General features: G+C 68.3%; 12 protein-coding genes. 6 read left to right on the top strand and 6 right to left on the bottom strand.

Going from position 1 to position 17228, the window contains the following annotated elements:
* Positions 1-84: 84 nt before the first annotated feature.
* Positions 85-1836 (bottom strand): GmrSD restriction endonuclease domain-containing protein, encoded by a 1752-nt coding sequence (locus tag E8A74_RS13180; protein ID WP_136929329.1) that lies wholly within the window; start codon positions 1834-1836, stop codon positions 85-87.
* Positions 1837-2484: 648 nt separating this feature from the next.
* Between E8A74_RS13180 and E8A74_RS13175 the strand changes: the two genes are divergently transcribed.
* Positions 2485-3255, top strand: a complete 771-nt coding sequence (locus E8A74_RS13175; RefSeq protein ID WP_136929328.1) for a hypothetical protein — start codon at positions 2485-2487, stop codon at positions 3253-3255.
* 21 nt (positions 3256-3276) lie between these two features.
* On the opposite strand, the gene E8A74_RS13170 is transcribed toward E8A74_RS13175, so the two are convergent.
* Positions 3277-4659 (bottom strand): hypothetical protein, encoded by a 1383-nt coding sequence (locus E8A74_RS13170; protein ID WP_136929327.1) that lies wholly within the window; start codon positions 4657-4659, stop codon positions 3277-3279.
* A 99-nt stretch (positions 4660-4758) separates the two neighbouring features.
* Between E8A74_RS13170 and E8A74_RS13165 the strand changes: the two genes are divergently transcribed.
* The 3 genes from E8A74_RS13165 to E8A74_RS13155 are packed head-to-tail and all read left to right on the top strand — an operon-like array spanning position 4759 to position 7090.
* On the top strand, positions 4759-5871 hold the full coding sequence (locus E8A74_RS13165) for a lysylphosphatidylglycerol synthase transmembrane domain-containing protein (protein WP_170229099.1): 1113 nt from the start codon (positions 4759-4761) through the stop codon (positions 5869-5871).
* A gap of 30 nt (positions 5872-5901) precedes the next feature.
* Entirely contained in the window at positions 5902-6351 is a 450-nt protein-coding gene (locus E8A74_RS13160) for a hypothetical protein (RefSeq protein ID WP_136929325.1), read from the top strand.
* Positions 6352-6361: 10 nt separating this feature from the next.
* Positions 6362-7090 (top strand): glutathione S-transferase C-terminal domain-containing protein, encoded by a 729-nt coding sequence (locus tag E8A74_RS13155; protein WP_136929324.1) that lies wholly within the window; start codon positions 6362-6364, stop codon positions 7088-7090.
* Here the strand turns inward: E8A74_RS13155 and E8A74_RS13150 are convergent.
* The 4 genes from E8A74_RS13150 to E8A74_RS13135 form a co-directional block, all read right to left on the bottom strand.
* Positions 7087-8490 (bottom strand): FAD-dependent oxidoreductase, encoded by a 1404-nt coding sequence (locus E8A74_RS13150; RefSeq protein ID WP_136929323.1) that lies wholly within the window; start codon positions 8488-8490, stop codon positions 7087-7089. The genes E8A74_RS13155 and E8A74_RS13150 overlap by 4 nt on opposite strands.
* A gap of 23 nt (positions 8491-8513) precedes the next feature.
* Positions 8514-12359: a serine/threonine-protein kinase gene (locus E8A74_RS13145; protein WP_136929322.1), complete on the bottom strand. Its 3846-nt coding sequence runs from the start codon at positions 12357-12359 to the stop codon at positions 8514-8516.
* Between the two features lie 71 nt (positions 12360-12430).
* On the bottom strand, positions 12431-13258 hold the full coding sequence (locus E8A74_RS13140; protein WP_136929321.1) for a hypothetical protein: 828 nt from the start codon (positions 13256-13258) through the stop codon (positions 12431-12433).
* Positions 13255-14415 (bottom strand): endonuclease/exonuclease/phosphatase family protein, encoded by a 1161-nt coding sequence (locus tag E8A74_RS13135; protein ID WP_170229098.1) that lies wholly within the window; start codon positions 14413-14415, stop codon positions 13255-13257. The genes E8A74_RS13140 and E8A74_RS13135 overlap by 4 nt, the downstream gene beginning before the upstream one ends.
* A 170-nt stretch (positions 14416-14585) precedes the next feature.
* Here E8A74_RS13135 and E8A74_RS13130 point away from each other — a divergent pair, with 170 nt between their 5' ends.
* Both E8A74_RS13130 and E8A74_RS13125 read left to right on the top strand, forming a co-directional pair.
* Positions 14586-15476 carry a hypothetical protein gene (locus E8A74_RS13130; RefSeq protein ID WP_136929319.1) on the top strand — a complete coding sequence of 297 codons (891 nt, stop codon included), beginning with the start codon at positions 14586-14588 and terminating at the stop codon, positions 15474-15476.
* A gap of 9 nt (positions 15477-15485) precedes the next feature.
* Complete coding sequence (locus tag E8A74_RS13125) at positions 15486-16718, top strand: hypothetical protein (protein WP_136929318.1); 1233 nt, start codon at positions 15486-15488, stop codon at positions 16716-16718.
* The last annotated feature ends 510 nt before the right edge of the window (positions 16719-17228 follow it).

The raw sequence follows: 17228 nt of genomic DNA, 5'->3' as shown, positions 1-17228 counted from the left end.
CCCGCGGAGTGCGTAGGGTGCCGGGAGCTCCTCACAGAGCCGCCGGAGAAGCGGCCAACTCCTGGTTCGCTGTGCCTTGGGGAACTACGGCACCCCGAACTCCTTCATCAGCGACGCTATTTGTCCGGCAAGCGCCACCTCGCGCGCGGTGCAGAACTCTGCGTAGCGGTCTAGTGTCCAGAGCGACGAATCCTCTGGAATGCAATGCGTCCTGCGGATCGAGGCTTCGATTCGCGGAAAGTACTCGCTCGGAGCGTCGTCTCCCAGCGACGTGTTGTCCGTTTCCGTGATGACCGTCAGATTACCGATACGGTCAGGGATTCGAGAACTGTCTTTGGGTGCTCTGCCGAGGCCGGAGAACAAGGATCTCGGAAAGATGTGATGAACATGTAGGGCCGCGCTTCGCGCAGCGAACCGGGATTGGAAAAATGACCGAGCATCCCCGCGCGTCCAAGCGACGAGTAGCGCCAAGAGCACGCCACTCGTCTGGACGAGGCCATGCGTGAGGTCTTCTGCGTCGGGGATGAGTGTCTCCCGTCGCTTTGCGTAGGTCTTGAGGGATTGCCAAAGTGCGCTCCAATCACCTTGGCTGGCATGGCGCGCATCGGTCTGCACCTTCGTTTCTGCCGAACCGCCATAAAGCCCCCACAAACTCGCAGCGATGGCCCATCCCATCCACTCATCATCCGGACGACGTTGTCCCTTCGCGACGGCCACCGCGGGCGTTAGGAGGATATAGCGGTAGGGGAGCCATGAGCCATCTGGCACCCCGGCATTCCGAAGTATCGCAACAATTTTCTTCAGACCATCCACGGCCCCCGGCCAGCACGGCTCTATCTTGGAATAAAGAGCGCTCTTGTCACCCTTCTTTTCCGCATCGCGGTACTTCACGATTCCTGTTGCCAGACACATCGCCGTGCGGACGATGAGATCCGTGTCGACGAACCCACCGGAGACGGCTCGCTCGGTCCCTTCGCTCACGGAAAAATCCCGAAGCTCGGACGCCGCAAGGCTCGTCGCCGCGCGTCCCCGGAAGTCCTTCATCTTCCCCGTGAGGCGCGCAGCGGCAAGATCGGCCGGCGTGAGGCGCACCGCCTGTTGATTTAGCCTCCCGAAGATCTCGATGACACTTTCATCCTCAGCTTGTGTATCGATTTCATAGGATACGACCTCGGCATTCAGAATAGCGTTACGAATCTCGTTGGCGCGATCCATTGCCGAATAAAATTCGGCCACATCCGGCTTCACCCACTCGCTGATTGCCTTGCTCACCGCAAGGCTCTCCGCGCCGTTCCCAGCGCCACTGCGCACCCCGGCGAACAGAACCTCGGCAGGGACGAGGAGAGCGCGACGCTCATCCTCCTTCTTCACCTGCCGCGACTTGTACAAGAAGGGCTCCGCAGCCCACTCTTCGTCCCGCGAGAGAGAAACGTAAAGGTTGGGCTCACGTACGGACGATCCACGGCGGCGGCTGGAGAAGATGACACGAAAAAGCGCGGTGAGCCTCTGTTGACCGTCGAGGACAAAAACAGCACCTGGTTGCGGCGGAACGGCGGGTTCAGCTTCCCCGATCTCGGTCGTTCGGTTGGGTGGAAAGAGATCCCATGGCCTTACGTTGATAGGCGCTTCTGCGCTCTCCCATACGGGTCTCCAGAGGAGCAACGACCCGACAGGATACAAACGAAATAAGGAATCGAACAACATCCGGACGCGACTATCATCCCATACGAAGCCGCGCTGAAGGTCTGGAAGATGAAGTTTTCCCTCACGCTTCAACTCGACGAGTTGACGCACCTTGAATGGCGTGGCTTGGATCGTTATCGAGCTACGGTCCATGGAATCGTCCTCACGAACGGACGCTATCACGCTGGAGTGCGGCGGCGAAATAACTCTCGTAGCCCGTGCGCGGATCACAGCGAGATCCTAGCCTGCCGTCGGAGGAACGCCATCGCGCAGCCCGAGCCGCCCCCGACTGTCTGTCTCGAACGAGCGAGGCGACTGCGGGGTTCAAGAACGCATGTTCTCCTCCAAGCGATCGTGTGCAGAGCGCCCCTGAGCGTCTCCAACGTCCAGGAATGAGCGCACTGTGACAGACCGCCCGCCCCTCTCACGGCGACACCCCTGCGTCAGCCACCCCGCCACGCCCCTCGCAACCCACGATCCCCCCGCCCCTCCCCCCTGCCCGTCTCCCTCAACATCGAGCCCCCTTCCCTCCCCGCCTCCCCCGCGCTTCGCCGCTCGAACCCCCCACGCCTCGCCGCCCGCCGCGCCTTTCCCCCGCTGAACCCCGCCTCCCTGCTCCGCCGACGCGCCTTCCCCCGCCGCCCCCACGCGCCTCGAACGTACGCCAGCCCGCCTGTTTCATCCTGAAACCCGTACCCCCTCCCCCCACCCTGCCACCCTTCTTCCGCCCCCTTTGCACATCACCTGTTCCTCTGCCCACCCTCACCGTGTTACACAGGCCACCTTCCCCAGGGAGGTACCATGAGCAAAGTCTCCAAGATGGTTGCCGATCGTGCAGCCATCGCCCGCGCCGTGCAGAGCGCGGCCACCGTGCACGGCCCGGAAGCCGCCGCGGATCTCGAAGCGCTCCTCTTCCCGAGCGGCGCGCCCGAAAAGGTCACCGTGGCCGACTTCCTCGCGGCCCTGGGCGACACCCTCGGCCGTTACGTCGTCTCCCTCGAAGGAGCCGATCGCGCCCACGCCGCCGAGCTCTCCGACGACGATGGGTATCGCACCGCGCGCGACGAGCGCATGGCCGATCTGAAAAACGTCTATGCCTCGCTCCGCGAGCTCGTCGTCCGCAGTTATGGCCCCGCCGTCGCCGACGCGTATGGCCTCGGCAGCGCGCTCCCGGAGGATCCGCAGCTCCTTCTGAGCCTCGCCGGCCACGCCGAAAAACTCCTCCGCGAGCGCCCGCTGACCGAGCAGCCCAAGATCAAGAGCCTGACGCTCGCCCCGATCGCCGCCGCCGATGACCTCGCCTTCGCCATGTCCGCGCTTCGCTCGGCGCTCAATGACGTCGAGCGCGAGAAACGCGAGGCGCAGCTCACGCAAAACGCCAAAGACGAGCTGATGGCTCGCTGGGGGAGCGTCTATCCCGGCGTGGCCGACGCGCTGGCCGGTCTCTTCACGCTGGCCAAGCGGCCCGCGCTCGCCGACCGCGTGCGCCCGACGGCGCGGCGGCGCGCGGGGCTGCCCGAGGTCGAGGACACGACCCCGGCGCAGCCGAGCGCGGAGACGGGGAAAGCATAGGGCGGGGCTGCTTCCGATCCCTCAAGGATCCAAGCGGGTCACGAAAATGGCCCGCGGCTTTCCGCTCTCGTTCACGAGCGCGCCCTGTCCGAAGTCGATCTGGCTCGTGAAATAGCCGGCCATGAACCGACGCCCTTCCGCATCGAGGGCGATTTGCACGACCCAGTCGCTCCCGGGCCCTCCGTACGTCGCGGATTGTAAAACGTTTCCTTGCTCGTCGATCTCGGCGACGGTGATGTCTTCATAAGACGCGCCGGTAAGCGTCGACCCGTTGATGTTCATGGTCCCTTCGAGCCCGAGGCCGAGCCACGCGCGTCCGGGGGCGCTCTGCGTGAGCGTCGTGTGGACGGCGTAGAATTCTTCTCCCTCGACGAACCAATCGCTGCTCCCATCGGCCGAGTGGTGCTGAAGGGAAGAATAACAATGCTCGGCGGGGTCCTCCGCGCGGGCCATGAAATATCCATCCTTGCCGTCGGGCGCGAAGGCGAACGTATCGACCCAGCACACGCCCTCGGTCACCTCGCTCTGCAACATCCCATCCTGCTTGAACTTCTGGACCCGTGCTTTTTGATAATACGAGGATCGCGCGAGCCAAAAATCCCCATTCGGCTCCACGTCGAGCTTCCAGAACACCGTCTTCATCGCCGGCATCGTGTGTGCGTCCAGGAGCATGGCTTCGGGCGATCGAATCGACACCTCGGAGTCGGTCTGGTCCGACACGAACGGGCTCGAAATCCAAGCGGCGACATACACGTTGCCCTTGCCGTCGGCGCCGACGTCGTTGAAGCGATACGCGGGCGGATCGTTGGGCGTCTGCTGGCTGTCGGTGACGTAGGCCCATCGGATGTTTCCGCTGGGATCGAGGCGCACGACGAACGGAGCCTCCTCGTAGGTCTGGAACTTGTTCCCCCAAAAATCGAGGTCCGCCTGCGACTCCGGCTTGCGCTTCGCATACCCGGAGAAGAGCACGTTGCCTTCCGCGTCGGTCTTGATGGAGATGGGCTCGACGTCGATGTCCGGGCCGTCGATGGTCCCTTGGAACACGATGTTGCCATAGGGATCGAGCTTCGTGATCCAGGCACTCTCCCATACCGGGTAGCCGGGGACTTCCTCAGTGGTGGTCCCGCCGAACACCCAGGCGGAGCCGTCGGGCGCGACGGCGAGGGGATAGGTCGCGAGCTTGCCCGAGAGCACGAGGCCATAAGGCGCGCCAGGTCCGACGCCGCCGCCGCCGGTGCTGGACGAGCTTGCAATGCTGCTCCCGCCCCCGGCGCCCCCGGCGCCGCCGCTGCCGGTGCTGGACGAAGCGCCGCCGCTGCCGATGTCCACTTCGAGGGCAGACTTGCCGCCGCACGCGCAACCGAAAAGTCCCACGAGCCCGAGCGCCACACCACGAAATCTCATGGCCGCTTCTTTGCCCAAGCGAACACGAAGGGCAAAGAACCCCGCCCCGCTCCCGCTCCCGCCTTGCCCCCGCCCGTTCGTCCTGCCACCCTGCGCGCCGTGTCCGCTGTGGACGAGCCTCTCCCGCCTGCACCCACGCCCGGCCCGAGCGTCGCCTCCGAACGCCTCCACATCCCCTGGCGCGCCCGCCTCGCCATCTCCCTCCTCTGCGGCGTCGGCCTCGCCTGGATCCTCTGGGATGGCGGCCTGCCCATCTACCCGCCGGACGGCGCGTTCGACCGGCTCCGCCCCTGGACCGTCGTCGCCTACGTCGCCTCCCTCGCCGCGGTCCACTGGTTCCGCGCGGCGCGCTGGCGCCACCTGCTCCGGCCCCTCGGCCAGCTCTCCCTGCGCGAGGTCGTCGCCGTCGCCTGGGTCGGCTTCGGCGCCATCCTCCTCTCGCCTCTCCGCAGCGGCGAGGTCGTCCGGCCGTACCTCATCACCCGCCGCAGCTCCGTCCGCATGTGGGAGGCGACGGGCACCGTCGGGGCCGAGCGTGTCATCGATGGCCTCGCGCTCAGCGCCATCCTCTTCATCGCCCTCCGCCGTGTCACGCCGCTCGATCCCCTCCCCGATCACATCGGCGATCTCGAAGTTCCCGTCGCCGCCGTGCCCGGCGCCGCCATGAGCGTGCTGTTTCTCTTTTGCTCGGCCTTCGTCGCGATGGCCGTCTTCTTTTTCGCCCGCGACTTCGCCCGCCGCGTGACCCAAAAGGTCTTTGGCCTCGTCTCCGCGCCGCTCGGCGAGCGTGTCGCCGACATCGTCGACCGCGTCGCGCAGGGCATCGGCTTCTTGCCCTCGCCGCGCCACCTCGTGCCTTTCCTCCTGGAGACGGCCGCGTACTGGAGCATCAATGCCGCGGGCGTCTGGCTGCTCGCCTGGGGGTCGGGGCTCTCGGGGATCACGCTGGCCGAGGCGTGTGTCACCATGGGCTGCCTCGGCATCGGGATCCTCGTCCCCTCGGGGCCCGGTTATTTCGGCGCGTTTCAGCTCGCCACGTACATGGCCCTCGCCATGTTCTTCCCCGAGGACGTGCTCAAGGGCCCCGGCGCCGCGTTCGTGTTCGTGCTGTATGTGTCCCAGGTGGGATTTCACCTCGTCGCGCTCGGGCTCGGGCTGAGGCTCTTGCGGCGGGCGCCGGAAACCTGGCCCAAGGCCGAAGCTTTGGGGTAAATGCTGGGAATGCGACGAAGGCTCCGGGGCATGGCTCTTTGTGCGTTCCTCCTCGGGGGCGTGGCCCTCGGTCCCGCCTTCGAACGCGAGGCGCTCGCGGCCACGGCCTACGAGTCGCCCTACACCTTCGAGCAGACCTGGGGCACCACGATCCGCCTCGTCCGCGTGGATCTCGGGCTCGAGATCACCGAGAAGGATCCCGAGCACGGCTACCTGCTCTTCAAGTACACGAGCCCCGAGAGCGGAAAACGCGTGCATGCAGGCTCGATCGAGATCGTGAAGAGCGGCAAGGACGTCGTGCGCGTCACGGTGCAGCTCGCCACGATGCCGAGCTACCACGAGCGGATGATCACCGACGCGCTCGCGAAGAAGTTACACGTCGAGTACGGCGATCCGCCGCGCCGACCCGATCCGCCGCCCCCGGCCCCGCCGCCCGAGAACGACGGCGAAAAGGACGGCAAGGACAAGAACCTTCCCTGAAGGAACGCTCATGCTGACCGTCTACAAATTCGGCCCCGCGTTTGGCTTGCCCGACCTCGGCCCGTTCGTCATCAAGGTCGAGACGTGGCTGCGCATGGCGGGCTTGCCCTATCGCAGCGAGCTTGGGGATTTCCGCAAGGCGCCGAAGGGGAAAATCCCCTACGCGGCGGACGGCGACCGGCTGATCCCCGATTCGAGCCAGATCATCGATTACCTCATCGAGAAGCATGGGGATCGATTGAACGACGGCCGGTTCGGCCCGAAGGAGCGGGCGCTCGGGCTCGCCCTGAAATCGCTGTTCGAGGCCGATCTTTATTACATCTTCGTGTACTTGCGCTGGTGGCGCGACGAGGATTTCGTCCACATACGCCCCGCGATCGGGCAGAGCATGATGGCCGGCGGGGTGCCGCGCTTCGCCGTGTCGCCGCTGCTCTCGTTCGCGCAGCGGCAGACGCGCAGCATGCTCAAGGCGCAGGGGATCGGGCGGCACACGCGCGAAGAGGTGTATGCCATGGGCCGCTCGCTCGTGGACGCGGCCTCGGAGCTGCTCGGCGACAAGCCGTATTTCATGGACGACGCGCCCTCGACGCTCGACACGACGGCGTATGGAATGCTCGCGCCGCTCGTCTTCACGCCCCCCGAGAACCCCGTGAAGGCGCGCGCGCTGGAGAAGGCGAACCTGGTGGCGTTCTGCGAGCGGATCCGCGAAAAATACTGGGCGGACGAGCCTGCGGCCTAGTTTTCGGGGCGCGGCGGCGGGGTCGGCGAGAGGGGGGTCGGGTGGAGACGCGCCGCGGCCGCGTCGACCGCGCCGCCGAGCAGGATGCGCGCGGCGAGATCCGGCTCGAAGAGCGAGCGCGTGGACTTCAGCATGTAATACACGGGCATCACCCGCCGGAGCACCTCGGCGTCGTGGTTCATGGTCCGCAAAATGGAATCGCCAAAGAACGCCGCAAACCGCGAGGGCGCCGGGAGATCACTCTTCGTGCCCGGGAAGCGCATGTCGGCGCTCGTCGCGAGGTTCCACGCGTCCCGGAGCGCGCGCTGCTGGCTGCCGAAAAAGACCCGCTCGAAGCCGGGATCCCCGAGCGAGACGCGCGTGAGCGTGGATTCGAGGGCGCGGGCCGAGAGCGTGGCGACGGTCATGCCCTGGCCATACATCGGGTTGAACGTGCAAACGCTGTCGCTCACGGCGACGAACCCCGGCAAGGGCTTGGCGAGTTGGTCGAAGCGGCGCAGGCGGTTCTGGTTCGCGCGGCTCGAATAAACCGGCGAGATGGGCCGGCCAAGCTCCGCCATGCGCTGCAAGATCGGAGACCGTAGCTCGCCGAGCATGCGGAAAAACCCCTCCTCGTCGCTCGGCGGGTACTGCTTGGCGTATCCGACGAGCGTGAGGATCCAGCGGCGCCCCTCGACCGGGAAGAGCACGCCGCCGACGAACTGATGTTCCTGGGGCGAAGGATCGAGCCAGACGAGCTTCCACCAATGATCCGGGGGCAATGCTTCGGGGGCCTCGTACCAGCGGGAGCTATACCCCGAATAACAATCGACGACCTCCTCGCGCGGGACCTCCGCGCCGAGCGACGCGAGCCACGAAAGCGCCTTCGACGAACGGCCGCTCGCGTCGACCACGAGATCGGCCGGGAGCGTGAGGTGCGCCCCGCCGCCCCGCTGCACCACGAGCACCCCCGCGGCCCGTCCGGGCGCGTCGGGACGAACGTAAAGCCCCGTCGCCTCGGTCCTTGGGAGGATCTCCACGCGGCCGCCCTCCCGCAGCCGGCGGCGCACGATCGATTCGGTGAGATCCCGCGACGCGAGATAGACCGTGCAGCCGCTGCGCATCGGCTGCTGCCAGCCGAAGGTTCGCAGAATCGCGCCGTCGTAGGGGACGTCGAGCGCGTGCGCGCCTTTCGCCTCGTACTCCGCGAGGAAACCCGGGAACAAGGCGTCGAGCTCCTGGGCCCCGCGTGTGACGAGGGCGTGCACGTGCCTCGCCTGCGGCACGCCGGCGCGCGCCGTGGGGCCCTCCGGGAGGTCGTCCCGATCGAGGACCGTGATCTTCTCGAAGAATCGTTCGAGCACCCGCGCAGCCGAGAGGCCGGACATGCCCGCACCGAGGACGACCGCGTGGTTTTGCATGACCCGAATCTCGTAAAGCGAGGTCAGAGGGGGATCAAGGCCCGGGCCAGGAGATCGGGCCGCGGGGCCCCTTGCGCGTGGAACCACGCGTCGATGTCGTCGATCCGCGCCCGCCCCGCCTCGCCGCCTTCGAGCTCGCCCATTCGCCGCTCGGTCAGGCGCGCGTAAAGCTCCATGTCCGAACGGCGGAACGAGGAGCGCGCGCGCGCGAGGTAGGCGAGGGCGCGATCGACGTCGCCGCGCCGCGCGAACACGGCCGCGCGAACGCCGAGCGCGCACGCGTCGGACCAGGGGGACCGCTCGGAATCGAGGCGTTCGGCGAGGGAGAGGGCCTCGCGGACGAGGGGCTCGGGGCGGGCGACCTCACGCGCGCGGGCGAGCGCCGTTCGCGCCTGGAGATCAAAGAGCCGGATCCGGATCGATTTGGCCGTGCGCGGCATCATCGACGCGTGAACCGCGCCGCTCTGCGCGTGCAAGGCCGCGTACGCGCGGCTCCCTTCGCCGAGGTAGAGCAAGGCCTGGGTGCTCGAATAAAAGGCGCCCCAATGCATCGTGTGGTAGCCGCGCGTCGTCCAGCGCGACAGGGCATGGCGGCTCGATGCCATGGCCTCCTCGGGCCGGTCTTCGAGGAGCAGGCCCATCGGCGTCATGAGCACGGAGAGCGCGGTCTCCATGTACCGATCCCCGAGCGCGTCGGCCTCGCTGCGGCATTGGGGCAAGAGGTCGAGCAGGGCGCGGACGTCGCCGACGTAGAAGAGCGCCGTGAGCAGCCACCAGGCATACATGGAGGCGATTTCCCAGGCGATGTTGCTGCACGCCTCGCGAAAGAGCGCGATCGTGCGCTCGCAGAGCACGACGGCCTCGCGGAAGGCGTAGCCGTTGTGCGCCGCGAGCGCCTTGCCCGCGCACGACCACGCGATCGCGTGCGGGTGGCCGATGCGGAGCGCGATCGCCTCCGCCCGCGCCGCGAGATCCCGCGCCTCGGCGATGTTCTGCGCGCCGCCGCCGAGGCTGCGGAGCACGGCCTCCCAGGCGAAGGCCCGCGCGATGCGGTAGGGCTCGCCGGCCGCGAGCGAGAGCGCGAGGTGCCGCGCCTGAAAATCGGCGCCGCGGACCGCGTCGACGCCGCCGAGCCCGTTGCCGAGCGACCAGCAGAGGTCGATCCGGTGGAGCACCACGGGATCGATCGCGTGCTCGGGTTTTTCCTGGAAATCGTAGCCGCGGAACCGCTGCTTCACGCGGGCCACGGCGACATTGACGAACGAGCGCCCCGGCGTCGCGGGATACGGGAGGCCCACGGCCGGCAGGAGCTCGCGCGCCGCGGAGAGGCCTTCGTCCATGTGACCGGCGCGCAAGGAATGCTCGACGGCCCGCTGCCGCGCCACGAGGGCCGGCCGCGCGTCGAGCCGCGCCGCCGCGGAGAGGAACACGCGCGCCGCCTCGGCTCCGCGCCCGGCCTTCGCGAGCGCGTCGCCGAGCCTGAGCTCGAGCGCGCCCACGTCCGCGGGCTCCGCGTGCTCCAGGGCCAGCCGATAAAGCGTCGCGGCCCGATCGAACGCGAGCACCTGCTCGGCGCGTCGCGCCGCGCGCTCCATGTAGGCCCGCGCGCGCGAAGGCTCGCCCGCCGTCCGGAAGTGCATCGCGAGCGCGGCCGGATCGGCATTGCTCATCGTCTCCATGGCCTGGCCGAGCGCGTGGTGCCGCGCGCGCAGCTCCCCCTCGGCGAGCCCCTGCACCACGGACTCGCGGATCTTGTCGTGGTACGTCTCGACCCGCGCCTCGTCCCGCCCGCCCTTCGCGCGGAGCAGGCCCTCGGCCCGCAGGAGGGCGAGCGCGCGGCGGTTCTCCTCGTCCCCGAGCGCCGCGGCCTCCTTGATGAGGACGGGCTCGATCGGCCGCCCCGCCGTGCTCACGATCTCCAGCACGAGCCGCGCCGCCGCCGGGAGCAAGGCCACGCGCGCCGCCACGACCCCGCGCAGGTCGAGCCCCTCGCTCGTGTGCCCGGCGAGGAGGTAGCGCGCGAGCTCCTGCACGAAAAACGGGCTCCCCGCGGCTTCCCGCGCGATCCGGGCCGCCGTCCTTTGCGCGTCCTCGCCGTCCTCGCCGAGGATCGACCGCGCGAGCGCCTCGGCGTCCTCGGTCGCGAGCGGTCCCACGACGACCTCGCGCGAAAGCAGGCCCGGCGTGGGCGTATGCGCCGAAGGCAAACGCCCCACGAGCGCGCACCCGCGTGCTTCCTCGGTCCGGTAACTCGCGACGAGGAAAAGCGCGGGCGCGGGCGCCGCGAGCAGGGCTTCGAGCAGCGCGGCGCTGTCCGCGTCGGCCCATTGGAGATCGTCGAGGGAGAGCACGACCGGCCGCTTTCCCGCGAGGTTCACGAAGAGCCTGCGCAGGGCCTCGAACGCGCGCCGGCGTAGCTCGTGCGGATCGGGCGCCTCGGGCTCGCTCCCCTCCTCGGCGAGCCGGCCGAGCACCGGGAAGAGCCGCGCGAGCGAGGAAAACCCCGGGGGCAGGAGGCCCGCGCGGTCGTCCGGATCGATCTCCCCGAGCAACCGCGCGAGCGCGTCGATCGCGCCGTCGAACGCCTTGTACGGCACCCATTCGCGCTCGTGGCAGCGGCCTTCGAGCAAGATCGGCGCGCGCTCTTCGACGAGCGCGTCCAGGAAATGCCGCACGAGATCCGATTTGCCCATTCCGGACGTGCCGTGCACGTGCAGCACCACGGGCTGGTGTTCCCCGACGCACGCGTCGAACGCCGCGCGCATCGCCGCGACCTCGCGGGCGCGGCCCATGAAGCCCGGCCGCGCGCCGCGCATCACGGACGCCGGGGGCGGGGCGCTCTCCGCCGCGGCGCCGGTGATGCGAAAGATCTCCTCGGCCCCTGCCCGCGCGCGCGGGTCCCGCGCGAGCAGGCGCAGGGCGAGCTCCGCCAGATCCGCCGGCGCGGAGGGCACGATCTCCCGCGGATCGGGCGGATCGACGAGGTGCTTCGTGTAGAGCAGATCCTCGATGCTCGTCCCTTCGAAGAGGTGCGGCACGACGCCCGTGAGCGCCTCGTAGAGCATCACGCCGACCGAGTACCAATCCGAGCTCCCGTCCCCCGCCGCGCCCGTCGCTTGCTCCGGCGACATGTACGCGGGCGTGCCCACCACGAGCACGCGGTCGCGCGCGAGCGACTCGAACGATCCCACGAGCCCGAAATCGAGGATTTTTACGTGGCCCTCCGGCGTGACGAGCACGTTCGAGGGCTTGAGGTCGCGGTGCACGCGGCCCGTCCGATGGATGGCGGCGACGCCCTTCGCGAGCCCCACGAGGCTCTGGCGCAGCCGCTCCTCGTCGAGCACGCCTTGCGCGTCGGGCTGCTCGAGCGGCAGGCGCGGGAGCTCGGCGCCGCTCATGGGCAACGTCACCATGGCGATGGTCCCGTGCGCCCCCCCGACGACGGGCACGTCCATGGTGACGGCGTTCGCGAACTCGGCGGCCATCGCGCGTTTGGCCGTGGGCAAGGGCGGGAGCGTGATCGCCGACGCGTCGCTTCGTTCCTCGCGGCTCGGCCGCACGTGGCGGAGGAAGCTCACGCCGCGCACGAGCTCCATCGTCAGGTAGAAGCGGCCCTCGTCGAAGAAGAGCTCGTGCAGGGCGACGAGGTTGTCGTGCGCGACGTCGGCGAGCGCGCGGAACTCTTGCTTGAAGGCATAAAGCGCGGCCGGATCCATGGAGAGGAGCGCCTTCAAGGCGACGTCCACGCCGAGGGATCGATCGAGCGCCTCGTACACCACGCCGAAGCCGCCCTGCCCGAGGCAACGGCGAATCAAAAAACGCCGGCTGAGCTCCTCGGAGACGGACGGCAATTGCGCGAGATGTTCCACGATCGGAAGCTCCCCTCCCCCTCGACTCCGCTCCCGGCGGGAGAGGAGAGGAGGGTCGCTCTAGCCTCGCTTCACCGGGGCCGGAGAATCAAGTCGAACGTCGGGAAAAAATCGTTCGTTCGCACGGGGACCCTGCGCCATCGCCCGTCGCCCCCTTTTTCGAGGACCTTTTCGCGCTGATCGTAATTGTACCAGATGCCGCCGAGCGCGATGCGCACCGTCTTGCCGAGCCCGATCTCGATCCCGACCTCGGCGCTGGCGTAGAACGGCGAGCGCGGCGGGTGCGGGCTCCGCCCGATCGCATATCCGTTCACGGCGGCGCGGGCCCGCAGCCAATCGAGGATCGCGTAATCGTAGGCGAGGCCGGTCCGGACGCGGAAGCCGTTCAGCGCCGGCGCGAAGAGCAGCTCGAGCGGCGCGTACGACTCCAGCGGCGTCGCAGGGTTGTCGCCGAGCGAAAAGCCGACCGTCGTCTCCAGCCGCCCCGTCAGGACGCCGCGCTCGCCGCCCGAGATCCAGAGCCCCGCCGTCGGCGCGACCACCCAGCCGGGCCGCTGCCCCGACGTCTCCCACGTCGGGAACAGATATCCCTGCGTCAGGCGCATCGCGCCGGTCGGTACGGAAAGTCCGTATTCACCCGTCACGACGACCCCCTTGCCGAGATGGCCGAGCTCGCCGCGGAACGTGACGTTCGGCGAGAGCAGGAGCCAGGGCACGATCATCGTGGTGACCTCCCAGCCGCCGCCGAGCCCGAGCTCGAACGGCGAGAGGAGCCCGGCGGAGAGGTTTCCCTTGTCGAGGACCCGCGCCGTCTCGCGCGCGGGCATCGGATCGGCCTCGGCGAGGGCCGGCGAGAGCAGGGCGAGGAGGCCGAGCGCGGCGAACAGCACTCGCTTCACGGCGTCCCTCCCCCGAGCACCCACGTCCCCACGACGGGCGCGTGGTCACTGAGCATCAGCGGATCCCTCTGGATCCCTTGCCTGCCCGGCTCCTGGAGCACGTCCGTAGAGCCCGCGGCCCAGGCGTCGGCCTTCGTGACGAAGAGGTAATCGAGGGTGCGGTTCCAGAACTGCGGATTGCCCGACTCGTCCTTGTACAGCGGCCCGGCCACGGTATGCGTGAAATATCGCCGCTGCGTGGCCTCGGAGGTGCCGTAGGCGTCGAGGCTCACCCAGGGCAGGTAATCGTCGTAGAATTTCTGCATGATCTCCGGCGTGTACGGGGGCTGCTGGTATTCGGTGCCGATCGAGCTCGGGTGTTCGTCGGGGAAACCGACGAGCTTGACCGCGTTCGGGGGCAGCTCGTTGAAATCGCCGCCGAGCACGAACGGGCGCGTCTCCTTTTTGATTTCGTCGTAGATCTGCTGGATCTGCCGGCCCTTCGTGCCGTCGACATCGTAGGCCTCGGTGTGCACGACGTACGCGGCCACGTCGCGGCCCGCGCCCACGTCGATCACAGCACGCCCGATCATGCGGTGAATGTAGAACTTGGCCGTGATCCCGTCCTGATCGGTGCGATCCTCCTGCCGGATCCGCTCGGCGAACGTGATGGGGTATTTCGAGAAGATCGCGTTGCCGAGATCCATCCGGCCGACGCCCTCGGAGGGGATGAAGCGGCTGTTCCAGGTCTGGATGTAGGCCGCGTAATTGAGGCTCGTGCCCTCCAGCATGCCCTGCACCATGTCGTAGTAGGCGCTGCGCCGGGAGTTCACCTCGATCTCCTCGGTCATGAGGATATCGGGGTCGTACTCGTTCACGAGGCGGTAGAGGTCGGCCATGTTCTCGACGACCTCCTGCCGCGTCATCTGCACGCGGTCGCCCCAGTAATCGAACCAGAAGTCGATCCGCGCGGCGCCGTATTTCACGTTCCAGGCCATCACCTTGAGCGTGGCGGGCGCGGGCTCGGCGGGCGGCACGAGCGTGCTGCGCGTGGTGACCTGGACCTCCTGGCGGACGAAATCGAGGTCGTCCGCGAGCGGCTCGCAGGCCGGGAGCAAGGCGAGGAGCGCCGACATCGTGAGCGCGAACGACGCGCGGCGGCGGGTGAGGAGTGCCATGACCGCCCATGCTACCCGCCACGCCCCGACGGTTGAAAGATCCTTACAAGTGGCCCCCGTCACGGGCCGGTTCAGCCGGCGCGGAAAAGCTCTGCGGGTCTGCAATTCCTTCGAATGAAGGCGCCGGGTTCCCGCTTGACACAATCGATCCGCTCGATTCTCATCGCAGGATGTCCCGCGCCTCCCTCCTCCTCGCATTCACTCCCCTGGCCGCCGCCGCGCTCCTCGTGGCTCCCGACGCGTCGGCGACGAACTTCTCGCTCTGGATTCACGGCCGGAACACCGGCACCGCGACCAAGGCGGGCAATTACACCGACTTCTCCTACTGGGGTTCGTCGGGGACCGCGGCCGGCGTCAACAAGAAGGCCGTCAACTGGGACGGCAAGAGCCGCATCTCCGAGCAGAACTACCGCATCCGCGACGCCCTCGATTGCTACTGTACGGGCTCGAACTGGTGTTACATCGCCGCCCACAGCGCCGGCGACGCCCAGATCGGCTACGCGCTGGCGGAATTCGGCGGCTCGTCGCGCAGCATCAAAAACGCGACCCCGGCCTCGAACGGCACGTGTGGCAATGCGGGCGGCACGCAGACCGGCTGGAACATCAAGTGGGTCGACGTCGCGAGCGGCGCCGGCGGCGGCAGCGAGCTCGCGAACATCGGCGCCTGGGCGGTGAGCGACAAGCTCACGGACGACCTGAAGACGGCCACGATGCGTGGCCTCTACGACCACAACCAGACCCGCGGAAAGTGGTTTTACATGTTCGCGGGCGCGAAGGGCACGCTCTACTCGGCCACGCTGGCCGGTCAGGACGACGAGGCGGTCGGATACCACTCGACCGGCGGCGTCTCCGTGGAGGGCAGCTTCTGCAACCCGGGGGATCTCCTGTGCGGTGGCACGCTCACGACGGGCTCGGGCGCGACGAGCAACAACAAGGCGAAGTGGTCGTTCCACTCGGTCCTTCTCCGCGACGACGCCGAGCAGTACAACCATTACGCGAACGGCGCCTGGGGAGGGATCATCGCCCCGGTGCGCGCCGACATGGTCGCCGACGCCCTGTAATTCCTCCGCGTGACGAAACGATTGCCAGGAAAAACGACCTCTCCGCGGCCAGGACGGCGACGCCTCGCCCTCGGGGCGCTCGTCCTCGCCGCAGGTCTCCTGCTCTTCTGGCAACGCGACCGCCTCTCGCCGCGGCGCGCGCCCTCCGAAGAGGAGCTGCTCGCCGCGGCCCCCGCGCGCGCGGCAGGAGACACGCCTGCCCCTCGCCAAGACGGTCCGAAGTCCCGATGGGTGGCCCCGAAAAACGCGGGCGAGGACGGGGCGGAGGTGAGCGCGCGTGCGCTCGCCGAAAGGCGCCTGGAGCGCAGGCGGCACACGCTCGAAGGGTATTTGCAAGCGACACGGTACCCGCCCGGCGCACGCCCGCTCTCGGAAAAACCCGACCTCCAAAAGGCGCACTCCGTCTCGAAGAGCACGCAGCCGCTCGCGCGCTCGGACAAGAAGCTCACGGACGCGCGCGTGACGCTGGAGCAAGATCGCTTGTATCTCGTCGGCGACGAGGCCGCGCGCCTCCAGGTCTCGTGCACCACGAGCGAAGGCCCTGCGCGGTGCGAAGTCCTGCGCGCCGACGCCCGCGTCCCGGAGACGATGCCACAAGCAGGCACGTTGCCCGCGGCCCCCGTCGTATTCGCCGAGGAGGGCGCGGGCGGCTCCGCGGTCGCCGCGCTCTTCGCCCCAGCGAAGGAGGGGTTCGGCGGCTACCACGGCCCCATCGCGGTGAGCCTCGATCTACGCATCGACGGCGAGGAAGGCAGCGCGCGCTTCGACGTGATCTACACCCCCGCGCCGCCGGCCCGCTTGACGGGCGACGTGCGCGAGGTCCTCGAAGACGGCTCGCTTTGCTTGTACCTGCGCCTCGCCGTGGACAAACCAGGCCGCTACGTGGTCGTGGGCCGCGTGGACGACGCCGACGGGGACGGCTTCGCCTACCTGGAGCACAACGAGCCGCTCGGCGCCGGCGCGCAGGAGGCAAAAATGTGCATTTTCGGCAAACTCGTCCTCGACGAGCAGGCGAAATCCCCGTTCGTGCTGCGCGACGTGGAGGCATACCTGCTGAAAGAAGACACCTACCCCGACCGCGAGCTCGTCCCGGGGCGCGACGGGCCTTTCCACACGACGAAGGCCTATGCGCAGAGCGTGTTTTCCGACGCAGAATGGCAAAGCGAGGAGCGGGACCGCCACGTGAAGGAGTTCACGAAGGACGTGAAGGAAGCGGAAGACGCACTCGAAGCCCTTCCTTGAGACCGGAAGCGGACCGGGGCGCTGCCCCGGACCCCGCGGGGGGCTGTCCGCCCCCTCGACCCCGGACCAGCGAGGCGCTGGACCCAGGGTTGAAAAACTGCGCGATGCGCAGTTTTTCAAACAGGCCGACGACGGAGCCGGGTTGCCAGCCGAACCCGCAGCGCGGCTGTCTTGGTGGGGAACGCCGTTGCCGGTCTTGACCGGGCCTGTTCGATGAACTGCGCATCGCGCAGTTCATCGAGCTTGGGTCCAGCGCCTCGCTGGTCCGGGTGCAGGGGCGGACAGCCCCTGCTGGGGCCTGGGGCAAAGCCCCAGCGCAGCGCAGGTGACGGTCTTCGCGTGGAAAACGGCGCGCGACGTTGCGCGAAGGCGCCGCACGGGATGGACGACGGTGCGGCGTCGTTGCGCGAGGCGCGGCCACGGCGTGGATGCTGGTTGCGCAATGTTTCCGAGCCGACCGCCATGTGGTGTTCGCGGCTCGCGCAACGTTCCTGAGCGCACTTCCAGGAC

This window comes from Polyangium fumosum (assembly GCF_005144585.1).
In the GTDB taxonomy this organism is placed as follows: domain Bacteria; phylum Myxococcota_A; class Polyangia; order Polyangiales; family Polyangiaceae; genus Polyangium; species Polyangium fumosum.
This window is presented reverse-complemented; position numbering and strand designations above follow the sequence as displayed.